This window comes from Actinocorallia libanotica (assembly GCF_039525175.1).
Classification (GTDB): Bacteria; Actinomycetota; Actinomycetes; order Streptosporangiales; family Streptosporangiaceae; genus Actinocorallia; species Actinocorallia libanotica.
This window is the reverse complement of the sequence record NZ_BAAAHH010000067.1, coordinates 3,295-21,174: the sequence shown is the minus strand read 5'-3', so window position 1 is coordinate 21,174 and position 17,880 is coordinate 3,295. Positions and strand designations below refer to the sequence as shown.

General features: G+C 67.1%; 14 protein-coding genes, 1 pseudogene and 1 riboswitch. Of the genes and pseudogenes, 10 read left to right on the top strand and 5 right to left on the bottom strand.

Annotated features, from left to right (window positions below):
* Positions 1-1,268: protein kinase domain-containing protein (locus ABD140_RS38200; RefSeq protein WP_344247628.1), on the bottom strand; the 1,268-nt coding region annotated here is incomplete at its 3' end.
* A 260-nt stretch (positions 1,269-1,528) separates the two neighbouring features.
* On the opposite strand from ABD140_RS38200, the gene ABD140_RS38195 reads away from it, so the two are divergent.
* On the top strand, positions 1,529-1,891 hold the full coding sequence (locus ABD140_RS38195; RefSeq protein ID WP_344247626.1) for a hypothetical protein: 363 nt from the start codon (positions 1,529-1,531) through the stop codon (positions 1,889-1,891).
* Between the two features lie 57 nt (positions 1,892-1,948).
* Here the strand turns inward: ABD140_RS38195 and ABD140_RS38190 are convergent, their stop codons facing one another.
* Together ABD140_RS38190 and ABD140_RS38185 are read right to left on the bottom strand one after the other, a co-directional pair.
* On the bottom strand, positions 1,949-2,839 hold the full coding sequence (locus tag ABD140_RS38190; RefSeq protein ID WP_344247624.1) for a hypothetical protein: 891 nt from the start codon (positions 2,837-2,839) through the stop codon (positions 1,949-1,951).
* 214 nt (positions 2,840-3,053) lie between these two features.
* Positions 3,054-3,509 carry a hypothetical protein gene (locus ABD140_RS38185; RefSeq protein WP_344247623.1) on the bottom strand — a complete coding sequence of 152 codons (456 nt, stop codon included), beginning with the start codon at positions 3,507-3,509 and terminating at the stop codon, positions 3,054-3,056.
* Here ABD140_RS38185 and ABD140_RS40290 point away from each other — a divergent pair.
* A complete protein-coding gene (locus ABD140_RS40290) occupies positions 3,397-3,660 on the top strand; it encodes a WD40 repeat domain-containing protein (protein WP_425544209.1) in 264 nt (87 codons plus the stop codon). The genes ABD140_RS38185 and ABD140_RS40290 overlap by 113 nt on opposite strands.
* 427 nt (positions 3,661-4,087) lie before the next feature.
* Positions 4,088-4,375 (top strand): annotated as a pseudogene (locus tag ABD140_RS38175) (transposase); the annotation flags it as partial.
* 624 nt (positions 4,376-4,999) lie between these two features.
* Here the strand turns inward: ABD140_RS38175 and ABD140_RS40330 are convergent.
* Positions 5,000-5,488 (bottom strand): hypothetical protein, encoded by a 489-nt coding sequence (locus ABD140_RS40330; RefSeq protein ID WP_344247619.1) that lies wholly within the window; start codon positions 5,486-5,488, stop codon positions 5,000-5,002.
* Between the two features lie 18 nt (positions 5,489-5,506).
* A riboswitch (cobalamin riboswitch) is annotated at positions 5,507-5,670 on the bottom strand.
* Positions 5,671-5,757: 87 nt separating this feature from the next.
* The gene (locus ABD140_RS38165) at positions 5,758-7,242 is read right to left on the bottom strand and encodes a protein kinase domain-containing protein (RefSeq protein WP_344247617.1); all 1,485 of its coding nucleotides are present in this window, start codon (positions 7,240-7,242) and stop codon (positions 5,758-5,760) included.
* Between the two features lie 589 nt (positions 7,243-7,831).
* On the opposite strand from ABD140_RS38165, the gene ABD140_RS38160 reads away from it, so the two are divergent.
* The 7 genes from ABD140_RS38160 to ABD140_RS38130 form a co-directional block, all read left to right on the top strand.
* A complete protein-coding gene (locus tag ABD140_RS38160; RefSeq protein ID WP_344247615.1) occupies positions 7,832-9,928 on the top strand; it encodes a WD40 repeat domain-containing serine/threonine protein kinase in 2,097 nt (698 codons plus the stop codon).
* A 987-nt stretch (positions 9,929-10,915) separates the two neighbouring features.
* A complete protein-coding gene (locus ABD140_RS38155) occupies positions 10,916-12,589 on the top strand; it encodes a Mu transposase C-terminal domain-containing protein (protein WP_344247613.1) in 1,674 nt (557 codons plus the stop codon).
* Complete coding sequence (locus tag ABD140_RS38150; protein WP_425544208.1) at positions 12,583-13,503, top strand: TniB family NTP-binding protein; 921 nt, start codon at positions 12,583-12,585, stop codon at positions 13,501-13,503. Before ABD140_RS38155 ends, ABD140_RS38150 begins: the two co-directional genes overlap by 7 nt.
* Positions 13,500-14,759, top strand: coding sequence for a TniQ family protein (locus ABD140_RS38145; RefSeq protein WP_344247611.1), 1,260 nt, complete (start codon positions 13,500-13,502; stop codon positions 14,757-14,759). Before ABD140_RS38150 ends, ABD140_RS38145 begins: the two co-directional genes overlap by 4 nt.
* A gap of 135 nt (positions 14,760-14,894) precedes the next feature.
* On the top strand, positions 14,895-15,488 hold the full coding sequence (locus ABD140_RS38140; protein WP_344247609.1) for a recombinase family protein: 594 nt from the start codon (positions 14,895-14,897) through the stop codon (positions 15,486-15,488).
* Complete coding sequence (locus ABD140_RS38135; protein WP_344247607.1) at positions 15,485-16,402, top strand: hypothetical protein; 918 nt, start codon at positions 15,485-15,487, stop codon at positions 16,400-16,402. The genes ABD140_RS38140 and ABD140_RS38135 overlap by 4 nt, the downstream gene beginning before the upstream one ends.
* 344 nt (positions 16,403-16,746) lie before the next feature.
* On the top strand, positions 16,747-17,880 hold a 1,134-nt coding region (locus ABD140_RS38130; protein WP_344247605.1), incomplete at its 3' end, for a protein kinase domain-containing protein.

Genomic DNA, 17,880 nt, shown 5'->3' with positions numbered 1-17,880 from the left:
GTCGCCACCTCCCACAGCCGCACCGTGTTATCCCAGCTGCCGGTGGCCAGGGTCTTACCGTCAGGACTGAACACCACTGAGTTGACTGAGCTGGGGTGGCTGAAGTCCTGTTCGGTGATGAGGAGATAGGTGGGGATTGCCGCGACCGCACTGGCAGTGGCCAGGGCGACGAGGACGTTACGACGGGTGAGGTATTGCTGAAGCCGGTTTGCGGGCAGATCGGAGCGCGGGGAATCGGATGGAACGGTCGGCGGTGATGCGGCCGCGGGACGCCTTGTCGGCGGGCGGAGTAGCGGCTGCCTGTCGGGGGCTGCGGGGCCGGGCCAGCGGGGGGTGTGCCCAGGCGGCTCTGTATCGGGAGGCGGAGCGTCCAGCCAGGTGGAGGGCTCAAGCACAGGGGGTGGGGCTGGAGGCGGTACCGGAATTGCGGGGATGGGCTGGCCCGCTTCGATGGCCTGGTGCATCGCGGCGGCGTCCGCGTAGCGGTCTTGGGGGTCTTTGGCCAGCGCGGTGGCCAGCACCTCGTCCCACCACGGTGCCAGGGCCGGGTTCAGCCGTGAAGGCTGCTCGGGGGTCTTCTGCAGGTGTTGGAAGAGTACGACCGTGGCCGAGTCGCCGGTGAAGGGTGGTCGGCCGGTGAGCATTTCGTACAGGACGCATCCGGTGGAGTACAGGTCCGAGCGGGTATCGGCGGGCTTGCCGTCGGCTTGTTCGGGTGACATGTAGGACGGGGTGCCGATCACCACTCCGGTGGCGGTCAGCCGGGTCGCGGTCTGCGACAGCAGCCGGGCGATCCCGAAGTCCATCACCTTCACCCGCACCCGCCCGCCGGTCCGGTGGACCATGATGTTGGCGGGCTTGATGTCGCGGTGCACCACCTGCCGCCCGTGGCTGTGCTCCAACGCCTCCAAGACGGCCACGATGATCTGCCCCGCCTCCGCGGGTGTCGGCGGCTCCCCGCGCAGCAGATCGGCCAGCGTCCCACCCTCGACCAGCTCCATCACCAGATACGGAACCGGCTCCCGGCCACTGATGTCCTCACCGATGTCGTAGACCACCGCAATGTTCGGATGCGACAGGCCCGCCGCCGCGCGGGCCTCGCGGCGGAACCGGGCCCGGAAATCCTCACTGCGCAGCAACTCCACGGGCAGTACTTTGACCGCCACGATGCGCTCCAACTCCCGGTCACGGGCCCGGTACACCACCCCCATCCCGCCCCGTCCCAACGGCTCCAGCAGCTCATAACGCCCCGACAAGACCTCCACCACACCACTCCCGCCCGCCCACCCGCCCGGAACATGATCCACACCAAAGTACGGACAAAAACGACCATGGTCGGATCAAATGCCTCAACCGGGCCTTGGCAGATCGCAGCACCCGCTCATCGACCGCTAAGAGAGCCGCCAAGTTGGCGAGGGGAGCACGCTCCTGTTTCACAGGCCGTCACCTATGAAACGCCCCGGCCGGTGAAGCGCGATGTCAATGTCCGAAGCCCTCTGCACGGCTCTACCAGCAGGACGCCGCTGGCATGGTCGAGGTTCGGGCGTCGATCAACGACGGTGCCTGGACGGGCGCCTACGCCACTGCCAAGCCGCCGCAGGACGAGCCCGACGACGAGCTGCTGTCATGCTCCGTACAGGCACCCGTCGACCGGCGGCGTCCGCTCTTCATCCTCAACGTCCCCGCCGCAGCCGCGGTTGCCACCGCCTCCATCGGCCGTGACCGGTTCACATTCGTCACCCCAGACGGCGACCAGATCACCGGCCGCGGCTGGGCCTCCCTGCTTCCTCCTCGCACCAACATGGAGTCCCGCGTACAAGTCGAAGGTGAAGGAGAGGCATTCGAAGACCTCGTCGCCGTGTGGCAGACGGCGCAGATCCCGGCGCGCTGATTTGTGACAAGTCAGGGTTCCCCATCGGCGGCAGAGCGGCATGCGACCCCTGTGTTGTCACCAACTTCCGCCAAAATCGCTCCCGTAGGTGCTGGAAGGGCCGTGCCCGCCAGAGCCGCGGCGCCCTTCGGGCGGAGGCGAGGGATCTTCCTCGATCCACACCCCCGTTAGTTCCTTCCAGGTGGCCGCTTCGCTGGTAAGAGTGCCGTCCTCTTGCTGGGACAGTGCACGGCTTGTCTCGCTCCCCCACTGGACGATGGTGGAGGGGTGCTCGGCGCGTTCGCGGTCGAGTGCCTCCTGGATCCGGTAGGGGGTGGCGTCTGATAGCAGCGGGTCTGGACTCGTCGGCTCTGCTGTGTCCAGAGTTGGAAGCCAGATGACGAATTTCCGCCTGTTATCGGAAGCTTCTATGCGGCACGCCCACGCTGGCTGGCGGGGCTCGCCGGGTATGGGTATGTAGGGGCCGATTGCTGCTCGGCGCATCCGGCACTGCGCCATGGCCTGCTCCCGCCTCGGCGTTAGATCACTGGTCTGCTCGTCATAGAGTTGGTAAGCGGCTAGGACTTCGTTGTGCAGCCGTCTCTGTTCGGCCTGGTACTGCTTCCGCATCTGCTTGATCTGCTCACGTCGGCTGGCTCGCCACCAGGCCCCGGGTAGGTGAGAAGCCCTTAGGTAGGGGTGGCTACTCAGGTCGCGTTCCTGACTCACGAGATCTTCAAGGGTCCGGACAAGTTCACGCGTGGCCGTGCACAAGCGGTCCGCATCGGCGGCCAGGACCTCGTCCTCAAACGAGCGACTCGGGTAGTGGTAGTCCCAGCCCTTGCCGTTGGGTTCGACTGCGCAGTACTGGTTCTCAGGGAGTTGATAAAAGACCCCTGGCCTCGTCGGGGAGCTTGAGCTATAGGTGGGAGCGAGCTTGCGGAATACCTCCAGCTCGCGCAGGTACATGTATCGGATTTGTCGCATCGCGGCTCGACTCACGACTCCACCCGCCTGGAGAAGGGGATTACGTCTTCCTTTGTACCCCTCCGGTCGGTCGATCTCCAGGGTCGGCGCACCAGCGATCTAAGGCACTCTTACGGGACGGGCGTGACGGCGAGAGGCTCATCAGGACATTCCTCGGCGAAACGAGTCAGCGCCACCTTCTCCGCCTCATCCATACTCAACCCCCACCTGAGAGGGTCTTTTGTTGGTTTCCGTCCGCCTTGATGGTGAAGAGTCCGGGTTTGGGTTCGGTGGCGAGGTCTCGGCTGACGAGTCGTTTGAGTTTGGCGCGGATGCCTTCGACGGTGTTCTTGTGGGTGTGGGGCAGGCCGAGGGCGAGGCAGGCCTCGCGGGCATGCAGGCCGCCGGGATGCTGGGCCAGGACGGCCAGGAGATCCTGGTAGGCGGGCGGGAGCTGTGGCCGATCGGGCTCGGGCGGGGCCGGGGGAAGCAGGTCGAGCAGGGTCTGCCGGGTGACTTCCAAGCGGGTGAGCTGCTGCTGGACGGTCTCGAGTTCGGCGGTGAGCCGGTCGACCTCGGCCCGGGCGGCATCGTGGAGGCCGGTCAGATGCCGTAGCAGCGGCTCGGGCAGCTCGGACGGCACAATCCTGGCCACCGGCAGCTGGGATGACACAGTGCGGTTGTGGGATGCGGCCACTCGCAGACCCATCGGCAAGCCCCTCACCGGCCACACCGACGCCATCTACTCCGTGGTGTTCAATCGGGACGGTGCGACCCTGGTCACCGGCAGCCACGATCAGACGGTGCGGTTGTGGCGGCTTTGACCAGGAGGAGACTCAGCCCCTGACGCACCGACCCTCAACAGCACCCCGAGGCCGGACGCCCTGGACTCCTGCTGCGGACGGCTGGACGCGCGGCGTAGACGGCCGGATGGCATCCCCAGCCGAACTCCGACCCGCCACATCCTCGATCACAAGTTTCGTCGCGTCTTCCGACGACACCAGCGCCGCGCGGTCGTCGAACTTCAACCCGTTCGGGTCGGCCCCGGCGACCACCAGGACAACGGTCAAGAAGACGCGGTCAGGACGTCGGCCTCGGTCACCGACGACAGCACGATGTCCGTTTCGGTCAACGCGGAGATTCATCCGGTTCAGCCAAGTGTTCGGTCTGTCTGTTTCGGTCAAACGGTGGGACCGTCACCTGAACCGCTCTGGGTCTGGTGGAGGCTCGATTCCCTGAGAGGATCGAGTCGTGGCACGTCCCTCCCCTTACCCGCCTGAGCTGCGTGAGCGTGCGGTGCGCATGGTCACCGAGATCCGCCCGAACTACCCCACCGAGTGGGCCGCGATGAAAGCGGTCGCGGCCAAGCTGGGCATCGGTGCGGCCGAGACGGTGTCGGGCGCAGGTCGATGAGGGCAAGCGGCCCGGCACCACCACTGCCAAGGCCGAGGAGATCAAGAAACTGCGCGCGGAGGTCGCGGAGCTGAAGCGGGCGAACGAGATCCTCAAGGCCGCCACGAGTTTCTTCGCGGCCGAGCTGTGCGCCACGAGGCGCCATGGTGATCGAGAGGCGGTGAGAGACCGCTTCCATCGGGTCGTCGCAGCGGCTTGATCAAGCTGGGGGCAGCCTGACCTGGGGGGCGCCGGGGAGGGTGGGAGCAGTCCTGACGAAGGCGGGTCGTGCCGGGACTGCCAGACGGTGCGGGCTCGTCGAGCGTGGTCGCAAGGTGCAGCGTAAGCGAACTGGTGGTTGAAGCTCTGTAACAGCGAAGCCGGCTCAAATCTGGTGGATATGGGTCGGTGCGCAGCGCACGAACCCGCGGGTCCTTCGGGGCCGGGGCTGGACTCCGAAGCCGTGTAGCTCGAGCGGTGGGGAGGCCGCGGTGAAGGTCTGTGGCGTAGCCGCGGCGATGCTGCCGGAGTAGAGCCAGGCGCCTCCCTGACCGAGCGATCACTTGGTGAACGTGGGAACCATCCCGTGGTCGCCCTCCCCGCCGGGCGTCCGGCCTGGTGGAAGGGCAGGACCGTTGCCGTCTGAGGGCTGCGGGGTGGGGCGGAGGCCTCGTAGTAGTCGCGGGCGTGACGACCCGCCGCAAGAGTCCGGGAGAGCCGGATGCAGGGCGAAGGGGGCCAGCGAGTCGAGCAGTTGTGGTTGCTGGAAGGTCAGGAGGATCGTCGTTGGTGAATACCGACGAGCCGGGGCACGCGCTGGTGGAGGCGGAGCGCCGGGTACTGAGGATCCAGACCAAGCTGCACTGTTGGGCCGGTGACGATCCCGATCGCCGGTTCGACGACCTGCTCAACTTGGTCTGCGATCCGGGCTTCCTGCTGGTGGCCTGGGATCGGGTGAGCGGGAACAAGGGCGGGCGCACTGCCGGGGTCGACGGGCAGACTACCCAGTCGATCGAGGTCTGGCAGGGCGTCGAGGATTTCCTGGCCGGGCTCCGGGCCGCGTTGCGGGAACGGAGTTTCCGGCCATTGCCGGTGCGGGAGCGGATGATCCCCAAGGTGGGTGGGAAACTGCGCCGTCTGGGGATCCCGGCGATCGCCGACCGGGTGGTCCGGGCGTCCTTGAAACTGGTGCTGGAGCCGATCTTCGAGGCGGATTTCCTCCCATGCTCCTATGGGTTCCGCCCGAAGCGCCGTGCTCATGACGCGGTCGCCGAGGTGCGTTACCTCGCTTCGAAGCCACGGTGTTATGAGTGGATCGTCGAGGGAGACATCAAGGCGTGCTTCGATATCACCGCTGCGGGGCAGTCCCGGATTCCCACCGGGTTCCCTCGCACGCCGCCTCCCCCTGACGGGCGAGGCGGACCAGCGCTGCGGAAGACTCTACATCTAGTGGCGGCAGTGATCGAACAACCCAGATGTTGCAAGCGTGTTCCTATGGAGCCTGAGGAGCGGGACGCGGCGGTGCGGCGTCACCGCTTCGTGAAGGTGCCGTGGATCTCGCCGGAGTTGATGTCGATGTCGGCCTTCTTGCGATCCGCGCTGAAGGTAACGGTCATCTTGCCTTGGCGGCACTTGCCCTTTTGGTACCATTCGGTCGGGATGAGGGAGAAACGAAACTTCACATCGGTGCTCGTGTAGTCACCCTCGGCAACGACATCCTGTTCGCAGGACCATCGAAAGTAGAACATCGAACCGACCAAATCCCCCTTCGACATTTTTGTGAACGGCTCGAGTTTAAATTCCGAGTACCTGGCCGTCGAGTCGGCCTTGCTGGTCGGTCCGTCTTCCCAGGTGGCACTCCCCACCCAGAGGCCGCCCTCCTCGAAGCGAATGGCCGGAGGCGTGTACAGGACCGGTGAGCTCACGACCGCGTCAGCGCGCTTCTTCTCCCCATCGGTGGAGAACCGGCTGTTTCTCTCGGCCAGATCGTCCAAGGCGAAGAAGAGGCCAGCGACAACGGCCACGAGGGCGACGGTGGCCTTGGATCGCCTGGTCAGGGACGTCTGCCGGGTGAGCTGGGCGGGTGTGGTAGGTCTGGGCACGGTGTGGCGTTCGACGACGGTCCGGGCGGGGAGAGCGGGTGCGGGTGCGGGTGGAGGCATCCCCACCGGTACCGGGGCGGAGGCCAGGAGGGTCCGCAGGGCGTGGCTGGCGGTTTCGGCGTCGGCGTAGCGGTCTGCGGGGTCCTTGGCCAGCAGGGTGCCGATGAAGACGTCCCAGCCGGGGTGCAGGCCGGGGCGGTGGGCTGACGGCGCGTCGGGCTTCTTCTGGATGTGCTGGAGCAGGAGCGCGGCCGGCAGGTCCGCGGTGAAGGGCGGGCGTCCGGTCAGGGTCTCGAAGAGCACGCACGCGAGGGAGTACAGGTCGCTGCGGTGGTCCAGGAGCTCGGCCTGGGCCTGCTCGGGCGACAGGTAGGCGGGGGTGCCCACGAGGGTCCCGGTCGCGGTGAGCCGGGTAGCGGTCTCGGCGGCGAGTTTGGCAATGCCGAAATCCATGACCTTGATCCGGAGCCGCTCCCCGTCGCGGTGCACCATGATGTTCGACGGCTTGACGTCCCGGTGGATCACTCCGCGCTCATGGCTGTGCCGCAGCGCGTCCAGGACGCCCTCGGCGACGGCCGCCGCGTCCTCGGGGCTCATCGGCCCGGACTCCAGGCACTGCGCGAGGGTCTGGCCCTCCAGGAGCTCCATGACGATGAACGGCACGGGCTCGTCCCCGGTGGTGTCCTCGCCGAGGTCGAGGACCAGCGCGATATTCGGGTGGGACAGACTCGCCGCGGCCTTGGCCTCCCGGCGGAAACGCCCCTTGAAGGTGGCGCTGCCCAGCATCTCCGCAGGCAGCACCTTGACGGCGACCTCGCGCTCCAGCACCCGGTCGACGGCGTGGTGGACCACCCCCATACCACCGCGCCCCAGAGGCTTCAGCAGCTCGTACCGGTCCGCGACGATCCGCACAGAGGGCACCTTCCCCCGCCATGGTCATTTCGGCCAGGATGGCATAGACCGGGATTAAGAGCACGTCTCACGTGGCGATTCGGGAGAGTTTCCTGTGGTAGATCAGAGCGGGTGTGAGGTGAGGGAAGCCACGAACAAATGGCCATGACGCTCTAGCGCACGGCCATGAGACGGTGCGCTCGATCTTCTGTCGGTGTCGACGCGCAACGACCTGCACACCTTCTGAAGGGATGCGTTGTCAGTATGAGCAATCCCAAGACCATCGTGTTCTTCGCCGCCGTGCCGCCCCGGTTCGTGAACCACGCTTAGAGGTGTGCGGTGGTGCAGATGCGGATGCAGATGCTGGTGCTGCTCTTCAACGCCACAGTGATTGTCTCCAAGCAGTGTGCAGGGCCTGACCGCGGTGGCCGCATAGGACTGATTCGACCACGCCATACGCGTCCGGCTCGTTCTTCTTTACGAGATCACGGGACGCCGTTCGTCACCGTCGACTCAAGGAGCACAGTTCCGATGTCCACCTTTGATCCGCCCTGGGTCTGTCCCGAAACGATCAGTGTGATTACGCTGGCGGCTGGAATCGGGAGGCTCTGTGACGAGAGAACTGGCGGGCCGATACCGTCTGGACGCCTTGCTCGGCCGAGGCGGCATGGGTGAAGTCTGGCGCGGTGTCGACCTGCTTCTCCGCCGGCCCGTCGCAGTTAAGATCATTTCCGCTGGGTTCGATGCGGAGCCTGAACTGTCCGCCCGGCTGCGCCGCGAGGCTCTCGCTGCCGCGGCCGTCCACCACCCCGGCGTGACGACTGTCTTCGATGCCGGCGACGAGGACGGTCGTCCCTACATCATCATGGAACTATTGGCTGGGCGTGACCTGGACGCCGTCCTCCGTGACCACCCGTCCGGACTTCCTGTCCGCGAAGTCGTGCAAATCGCTCGGCAGGCCGTTTCCGCGCTCGACGCCGCGCATTCTCGCGGCATCGTCCACCGCGACCTGAAACCCGCCAACCTCATGCTGCTTGACGACGGTACGGTGAAGATCTGCGATTTCGGGATCTCGCGTATCGCTGACGCCACCAGCGGCATGACCGTCACCGGCCAGATCATCGGAACACCGGCTTACATGGCGCCGGAACAGTACAGCGGCCTGCCCTCGACCACCCATACCGACCTGTATGCCCTCGGCTGCACTCTCTACGCCCTTCTCACAGGTGCCCCGCCCTTCTCCGCCGCCGAGCACCTCGTCGCCCTCATGCGCCGGCACCTCGACGAGCCTCCGCCTCAACTGCCCCCGGCCATCCCTGCCGGCCTCCGAGACTTCGTTACCGGCCTCCTTGCCAAAGACCCCGCCGACCGCCCCACCGACACCACTGCCGTCCTCGACCGTCTCGCCGCTCTCGATGAGCCGCCTGCCGGAAGCACGCCGCCCACGGATCCCGTCCCGAATGCCGCACGGCGGCCAGAGCCATCTGCGGAACAGGCCGTCCCGCCGACGTCACCACCGCTGGCCGCACCGCCCGTGACTCGCTCACCGCAACCGTCGACGACGCTCCTCGACGACCGAGCCGTCCCGTCGGCCCGACCGACCGGGCCGGTGATCCACAGATCCGCTGCCGTCCCCGTGATCGCCATGGTCACCGTCGCCGCCGTACTCGCCGTACTGCTCATGATCTTCGATGGCGGCGACGGGAGCCCGGCACCGGCAGCACCGACCTTCCAGCCGCTGCAGACGTTCCACCTTGGTTATGAGGCCGAGGAGTTCGCCTTCAGCGGAGACGGCGATCTCCTCGCCACGAGGTCCCTGGATATGCACGATAGGGAAATCGATGTGTGGGACGTCGGATCGGGCAAGGTGAAGCACACGCTGAAGACACCTGATTCGTCGTCAGGGCTCGAGTTCAGCTCCGACGGCCGGTTTCTGGCGACCAAAGACGGCAGTGCCAGGCTGTGGGACTCCGCCACGGGCAAGCTCCTCTGGAGCCTCCCCGGCAGGTTGACGAGATTCTGGGGGTTCTCCTCAGATGGCCGGACCGCGCTCACCATGAACCTGGCCGAAAGGAGCCTCTCATATCATGTCCTGGAGTTGCGTGAAACGGAGACGGGCCGGGTCCGGATCCGGCTCGCCGGGACTTACAAATGGCTCCGGTCGGTGGCCTTCTCCGGCGATGGCAGATCCGTCGTAGGAACAGGCGACTCATCCATTTTGTCCTGGGACGTTCTGACGGGTGAGAGCACCGTGCTCGGCCAGACGTTGAAGAACATGGTCGTCAGCCCCACCGGCCGCTCGGCCGTCATATCCGACTACATCTCGGGGGCCCTCTGCAAACCGGATGGCACGGAGATCCTCTCTCTGCCGAATGAAAAATTCTCGTACTCGCCGGACGGACGCTTCCTGATTAATTCTGAAGCCGAGGCGTTCTTCGTGCGCGACGCGGACACCGGCACCGAGATCCGGCGGATCCCGACACAATCCGGCCACAGACACCATCTGTTCAGCCCCGACAGCCGGATACTCGTCGACGACGGTGCCCTCCGCAGCCGCCTCCGGCTGTGGAACATGGAGGACCAGACCCTCATTGCCGAGCTTCCCTTGGGCGGGTCGGTCCGGCACATGGCATTCAGCTCGGATAGCGGACTGTTGGCGTCCACGAACAACAAGGGCGGTGTGCAGATCTGGAAGACGCGGGGCTGAGAGCAGTCACCGCACCAGTTCAGTCCGGTCTACCCGGACGCTCCCGAAGCCGCAGGAAGCACGTCTGGGCATGATCCAGCGCAGATCATCATCAGATGAACACCTTTGCACCGCATTCTTGCCGCCCGTCGAAGATATGCTGGGGTCGATGCCATGGACTCCATGCGCGACGACCATGAAGTGCTCCGGGTCTGGTGGGCTTCTTCCTCGATCTGGTGTTGTCACCGCAGGACACCTACCGCGCTTGGTCCATCACCGTGCGGCCGCCGCGCTCCCGCATGTGTGACGCGACCCAGGCACGTTATCCGGTATGTCTTCGTGTTCAAGATCGGCCTGCTGTGGTTTTGGGCTTAGTACTGCTTCGGGGCCTGTCATCGGCGCTCCTCTGAACCAGAGGGCCACGGTGAAGTGGCAGGGCGATGGAGGCTTGGAAAACGATCTTAGTTAGCGTGGAATCCCCCATCCTTGGGCTTGGAGTCTTCCCTGGTGGGGGAGTTTCGTCGGTACCCCCCATCACCCACAGCTACATGGCGGCTGGGGCCACGTTCGGGAGCGGAGGGCCAAACAGCAGGGCGAGCACCGCGACCGTCCCGAGCACGACCAGGACAGGCCGCACCCACCGGGACCGGGCCGGCACACCTCCTTCACCGGCGGAGAGAGACGTTGTGGGCGGCGGGGTGTAGGGAGTCACTCACACCTCATGAGACGTCGTGCCAGGCACAGAAAGATCCTGCGGATTTTCAACGGCTCCCAACGCAGGCTGCTGCTCGCGGGACGCGGTCACTGGTCCCTGCACACTGTCGTAAATCGATCGGTTCTCGACAGCTCCCTCTGACAGCCAGAGTGTCGATTCCCGTAGTCCTCTGCACAGATGACCTGGTGTTTCGGGGCTGATTGCAGAGGACTTCGGATGCTTCGGATTTCTGTACTCCTCTGCACTACTGTCGATCTTCGTCTGTACTCGTCTGCACGGATGGTGAGGTCGGCGTGGTCGACGACGTGGCGGGTGTGGCCGAGCTGGGTGTGTTGACGGCTTCGGCTGAGGAGTGGTCGCTGGCCGTCCGGCGGGCTGAGGTGATCGGCCGGTTGGCTCAGGGGCGGCGGGTCGGGATCGCTGCTGTGGATGAGGCGGCCGCTGAGTTGGGGGTTTCTCGCCGCCAGGTCTATGAGCTGTTGAGGCGGTGGCGGACGGGTTTGGGGGTGGTTTCTGATCTGCTTCCGCGGCGGTCGAGTGGTGGGCGTGGGCGGGCCCGGGTGAGTGAAGAGGTCGAGGCGCTGCTGCTGGAGGCGATCCGGGGGCTGTATCTGTCCAGCCAGCGTCGTTCGGTGAGCGCGGTCTATAAGGAGGTCGTCCGGCAGTGCCGGGTCCGGGGGCTGGCGGTTCCGTCGCGGGGGACGTTGGAGAGGCGGATTGGTCAGTTGGATCCGGTGGCGTCAGTGACGGCGCGTCAGGGCGCGGACGCGGCGCGGGCGTTGCGGTCGGCGGGTGGGGATGTACCGGTGATCGAGGGCCTGCTGGAGCAGGTGCAGATCGACCACACGGTCGTGGATTTGGAGATCGTGGATGAGCGGCATCGGCTGCCGATCGGCCGCCCGTATGTCACGGCCGCGATCGACGTGGCGTCCCGCTGCGTGGTGGGCCTGGTGGTGATGCTGGAGGCACCGTCGGCGTTGGCGGTGGGGTTGTGCTTGGCGCACATGGCCTGCGACAAGCGGCCGTGGCTGGAGCGGCTCGGGGTGAGCGGGGCCTGGCCGATGTCGGGTAAGCCGCGCGAGGTCTTCACCGACAACGCCGCCGAGTTCAAGAGCGAGGCGCTGCGGAGGGGCTGTGACCAGCACGGGATCAAGCAGTCCTACCGGCCGCTGGGGGCGCCGCATTTCGGCGGGATCATCGAGCGGCTCATCGGGACGATGATGAAGATGGTGCACGACCTGCCGGGCACCACGTTCTCCAATCCCGCCGAACGTGGCGACTACGACAGCCAGGCGACCGCGGTGCTGACGTTGGCCGAGCTGAACAAGTGGCTGGCGCTGGCGGTGATGGTCTACCACGGCGAGGTGCACGGCACGCTGAAGCAGACCCCGGCGGGGCGGTGGGAGCAGGGCGTCGCCGAGTCGGGCCGTCCGGCGACGGTCGCGAACGAGACGGCCTTCCTGGTCGACTTCCTGCCGGTAGAGCGGCGGACACTGACCCGCACAGGCTTCACCCTTGATCACGTCCAGTACTTCTGCGACGGGCTCAAGCCGTGGATCGTCCGCCGCGGCGGCCTGGAGAAGTTCGTGCTGCGCCGCGACCCCCGCGACATCTCGCGGATCTGGGCGCTGGACCCCGACGGCACCACCTATCTGCCGGTGCCCTACCGGACGTTGTCTCGGCCGCCGATCAGCCTGTGGGAGCAGAAGGCGGCGGTCGCCCGGCTGCGGGAGCTGGGCCGGGACCAGGTGGATGAGAACGCGCTGTTTTCGATGGTGGAGCAGATGCGGCAGATCGCCGAGGACGCCGCCGGAAAGACCCGCGCCTCGCGCAGGTCCCGCCGCGCCGTGGAACGCCGGTCGGTGATCCCGACACGGCCAGCGCCGGCGACCGTCATGCCGCCGCCCGCTCACGACGGTGGGACGGTGGCGCCGGCGGTGCCGTTCGAGGTGATCGAGCAGTGGTGACGGTGGCGGAGGTCGCCGACCCCGAAGACCTGTCGCACCTGCATGAGATCGCCCGGCGGGTGGCGCGGCTTCCGGCGGCCGAGCGGCTGAGGTATGTGCGGGCGGACCGGTGGATCGGCTACACCCGCGCCTCTCAGGCCCTGGCGAAGCTGGAGACGCTGCTGGCGCACCCGAAACGGGAGCGGATGCCCAACCTGCTGCTGCTCGGGGCCACCAATAACGGCAAGTCGATGATCATCGAGAAGTTCCGGCGCGCTCATCCGCCGATCTCCCACCCGGAGCGGGAGGAGGTGCCGGTGCTGGTGGTGCAGATGCCCTCGGATCCGAAGGTGGCCCGCTTCTATGCCGCGGTGCTGACCGCGCTCGGGGCGCCGCTGCGGCCCAGCATGCGGCTGGCCGAGCTGGAGCAGTTGACGCTGTGCCTGCTGCGAGCGGCGGGTGTGCGCATGCTGGTGATCGACGAGCTGCACAACACCCTGGCCGGCCACGGCAACGCCCGCCGCGAGTTCCTCAACCTGCTGCGGTTTTTGGGCAATGAGCTGAAGATCCCTCTGGTCGGGGTCGGCACCCAGGAGGCGTATCTGGCGATCCGCTCCGACGACCAGCTGGAGAACAGGTTCACCCCGTTCGCCCTGCCCCGCTGGCAGCCCGGAGGGGAGGCCTGCCAGTTGCTGGCCAGCTTCGCCGCCTCCTTCCCGCTCCGCGTTCCCTCGCAGATCGCCACGGTGGAGATGGCCGAGTACCTGCTGGCCCGCAGCGAAGGCACCATCGGCGAACTCGCCGCCCTGCTCACCGAGGCCTCCGTTGCCGCCATCGAATCCGGATCGGAGTCGATCAACCAGCGCACCCTGCTGATGGCCGACTACGCCGGCCCGACCGAGCGGCGCCGCCTGTTCGAACGCGAACTCACATGACCGTGGCCCAGGGTGTCCGGCGGTGGCCGATCCACCCCCGGCCGCGCCCAGGCGAGGCGCTGACGTCGTGGCTGGGCCGCCTGGCAGCCGTCTACCGCCTGTCGGTCGGGCAACTGCTCCAGCACAACCTCGGTCCGGCCTCCGCGCTGCTGAACGGTGCCACCGCCGATGATCTGGACTGGGACCCGCCGCTTGCGCTGCTGGAGGCGCTCGCGATGCGGACCGGCACCGAGTCGGGCGAGCTGCGGCTGATGACGGTCGGCGGATGGGTGCCGTGGCTGGCCGACACCCTCGACGCCGAGCGCGGCTCCGAGGCCTTCCACACCTACACCCGCCAGGACTCGGTCCTGCTCATCCCAGGAGAGGCCGGAACCAACGCCGTCGAGCGATGGCTGCCCTGGCTCCCAGCCGACCGCCCGACCCGACGGGCAGCGCGCCGCATCTGCCCCGTCTGCGCTGCGGCCCCCGATCCCATCACCCCGCTGACCGCCACGATCCCGCTCATGCTCTCCTGCCCCGAACACGGCTGCCGCCTCGAAGCCGAAGGCGACATCGCCCTGGCCGCCGCGATGGGAAAGCCGCCTCCCCACCGCACCGCGCCCGAACACATCCAGACCCTCGACCGGCTCACCTGGATGGGCATGACCACCGGCACGGTCGTCCTGCCCCGCCAAGCGGTGCACGTCGGCCTCTGGCTGCGGATGCTGCGCACCCTGCTGGACGAGGTCAGCATCTCCACTTCCCGACTTCGCCGGCGCTCGGCCGCAGCCCTCGAACTGATCTGGAACACCGCCGCCTGGCCGCCCCGGGCAGGCATCTCGGTGTGGCGCCCCTACGAGACGCTCAGCATCGCGCGCCAGGAGGCGATGCTGGAGGCCACCGCGACCGCGCTGGACCTCATCCGGACCGGGAAGATCACCACCTGCGGCACGCTCGGCCACCTGCTGACCCGCCAATCCCACCAGGACGTCTACGACGGGGACCGCCCCGACCCGGCAGTTGAGGTACGCGCCTTCGTCCACGACGGACTGCGCCGCTCCTGGGAACAGGCCACCCGAGACGTCGAGGAATGGTTCGCCACCGCCCGCACCGATCCCGCCGTAGCCCGCCAGATCTTCGGCATCCTCACCCACTACAGCCGGACTGGTGAGGAGTACGACCGAGAACGCGACTTCATGATCCGCCATGGCACCCCCGCATCCTTCCTCCCCGACCCCGAACCCGGTCGCTTCGCTCCCTCCAACGGTGTCCGTTAGAGGATCCTCAACCGGACACCTAGCCGGCCCCGCACAGAGATCACCGAACCGCAGCTCCACCGCTCGCATCGCCGTCTCAGATAGGTAGTCCGCGAAAGTGTCCGGTGAAGGGGGGCTAAGCGGTACGGTTGGCGGGTGGGAGAACTCATCGGCTACGCCAGATGCTCGACCGTCCTGCAGGACCTCACCGCCCAGACCGAGATCCTCACCGGTCTTGGCGTCGCAGAAGACCGCATCTACCTCGACAAGGGACTCACCGGCACCAACCGGGCGCGGCCCGGACTCGACCAGGCCCTGGCGGCCGTGCGCGCCGGCGATACCCTGGTCGTCCCGAAACTCGACCGCCTCGCCCGCTCCGTCCCCGACGCCCGCGACATCGGCGACACCCTCCTGACCCGCGGGGTGCGTCTCTCTCTGGGCGGCAGCATCTACGACCCCGCCGACCCGATGTCGAAGATGTTCTTCAACATGCTTGCCGTCTTTGCCGAGTTCGAGGCCGACCTGCTCAAGATGCGCACCCGCGAAGGCATGGCCATCGCCCGCTCCCGCGGCAAGCTCAAGGGCCGCGCGCCCAAGCTGACCGCCCGCCAGCAGGCCGAACTGGTGCGGATGCACGCCACCGGCGACTACACCATCGCCGAACTGATGGAGGTGTTCTCCATCGGTCGGGCGACGGTCTACCGGGTCCTGGAGCGCGCAGGTCATGGCCGTGCAGGCGGGGCGGCATGAGCCGCCGCCAGGCCAGGCTCGATCGGGACGTGGCCGCGCTGCTGGCGGCCCACGCGTTCACCGAGATCCGCTATCTGGCCGGGGACGTCCGGCGCAGGTCAACGGACAGCTCCCCAGACGAAGACCTGGAACGCATCAGGTTCCTGGCCGACCTGTGCCACAACCTGCCGGGGATCGCACGGCCGCGTCCCTGGAGGCCGTCCCGCAGAGGAACCGCCGGCAGCAGCCTGGAGCAGGCGATAGCCGAACGGCCGCTGAGCTGGACCTGGCACACCACCGGCCCGGAAGGGCACACATGGATGCTGCGCCACATCGAACAGGCCGGACGGAACTGGACGCCCCCGCCGCCCCTGCCGGCTCACCGCAAGGACCCGTCGCCGCTGACGCTGCGCCAGCGGGTCGGCATTCTGCTGGGGCGCTGGCCGGTCAGGGCGCCGGCTGGACACCAGCCGTTGCCCGCGCAGGCACACGTCCTCAAAGCCCTGAATACCGACGCGGTCTGCGCCCTGTACGAAGAGGCCGGACGGCTCCGGCTCGGTCTGGGCGCAGGCGGACCATGGCTACGAGCCCACCTGGACCCCGACGGCGTCCACTACCTGGTGCCGGATCCGGCGGACTACTACTGGCCCGGCCGCTCCAGCAGCCGAGGCGGCACGATCCGCTGGTGGCAGTGCACCGGACTCCTTCGGATGTACGACGGCGAACAGGTCAGCTGCATGGTTGCCGTACTCCCAGAGACCTTCACAGCGTTGCCTTCCACCCTGCCACGAAGAGAGCAGCTGCGACTCGTCCACCGGGCTCGCGCCACCGAGAGAGACACCCACCTCTGGGGCCGAGACCACAAGGCCCACTGCGCCCCGCAGCTCTGCGGCTACGTCCCCGAAACCGCCGACAACCCTCCACCGGCCAACTGACAAGGCAGCACCGCTCGCCGCCGTGCGCAGAGAACTCCTGGCATCTGTGCAGAGCACTTCTGACATCGACACAGAGGAACCAGGGGGATCACTCTGTTGGGTGTCGAGAAACGTGTTGTGGGATCGGGGTGTCCGTCGACCTTGGCGGCACCCTTTTACGACGTCGGCATCCGGCTGGTGCTTGGTTCCGGAACCGAACGTTCGGCGTTGAGGTGCCAGGTGGGCCTTCCCTGCTCCGCGTCCACGTGATTGTCGTGGTCTGGTTGAGAGGTTTGGTCCGATCATGGTCGGCTTTGTCCGTACTTTGGTGTGGATCACGTGCCGGGCAGGCGGGAGGGAGCGGTGTGGTGGAGGTCTTGTCGGGGCGTTATGAGCTGTTGGAGCCGTTGGGGCGGGGCGGGATGGGGGTGGTGTACCGGGCCCGTGACCGTGAATTGGAGCGGGTGGTGGCGGTCAAGGTGCTTCCTGCGGAGATGCTGCGCGGTGAGGATTTCCGGGCGCGGTTCCGGCGGGAGGCGCGGGCGGCGGCGGGTCTGTCACATCCGAATATCGCGGTGGTCTATGACATCGGTGAGGACGTCGGCGGCCTGGAGCCGGTTCCGTATCTGGTGATGGAGTTGGTGGAGGGCGGGACGCTGTCCGACCTGCTGCGCGGGGAGCCGCTGACACCGCATGAGGCCGGGCAGATCGTCTCGGCCGTCTTGGAGGCGTTGGAGCACAGTCACGGACGGCAGGTGGTGCACCGCGATATCAAGCCCGCCAACATCATGGTGCAGCGCGTCGGTGGGCGGGTGCGGGTGAAGGTGATGGACTTCGGGATCGCCCGGCTTTTGTCGCAGACCGCGACCCGGCTGACCGCCACCGGAGTGGTGATCGGCACGCCGTCCTACATGTCGCCCGAGCAGGCCGACGGCAGGCCCGCCGATGCGCGCTCGGACCTGTACTCCACCGGATGCGTTCTGTACGAGATGTTGACCGGTCGGCCGCCCTTCACGGGGGATTCGGCCACGGTCGTGCTCTTTCAGCACTTGCAGAAGACTCCCGAGCCGCCCTCGCGGCTGAACCCGGCCCTGGCGCCGTGGTGGGACGAGGTGCTGGCCACCGCACTGGCCAAAGATCCCCAAGACCGCTACCCGGACGCCGCTGCGATGCGCCAGGCCATCGAAGCCAGCACCACGGCTCCGGTCGTACTGCTGCCGCCACCGGCACCGCCGCCCGCCGAGGACGCGCCAGCGACTGCTAGGACGACAACACCGTCACCGACCCGGCACCAGGCCGACTCTTTCAGCCGTGAGGAGCAGCCTGCCACCAGGCCCGTATTGTATGAGCCCCTTGGGCCCGCACCGCGCCCGGTCCTTACCCGCCGCCGCCTCTTGACCGGTCTGAGCGTCGCAGGACTGGCTGCCGCACTGCCGGTCGCCTACAACATCCTTAAGGAAGACACTCCGCGTTGGGGCCACCCTACCCTCATCGGCCAG

Coding starts and splice junctions, on each gene's coding strand:
- ABD140_RS38195 (WP_344247626.1), top strand. CDS start 1,529: ATGGTCGAGGTTCGGGCGTCGATCAACGACGGTGCCTGGACGGGCGCC.
- ABD140_RS38190 (WP_344247624.1), bottom strand. CDS start 2,839: ATGTACCTGCGCGAGCTGGAGGTATTCCGCAAGCTCGCTCCCACCTAT.
- ABD140_RS40330 (WP_344247619.1), bottom strand. CDS start 5,488: ATGAGCACGGCGCTTCGGGCGGAACCCATAGGAGCATGGGAGGAAATC.
- ABD140_RS38145 (WP_344247611.1), top strand. CDS start 13,500: ATGACCGTGGCCCAGGGTGTCCGGCGGTGGCCGATCCACCCCCGGCCG.
- ABD140_RS38135 (WP_344247607.1), top strand. CDS start 15,485: ATGAGCCGCCGCCAGGCCAGGCTCGATCGGGACGTGGCCGCGCTGCTG.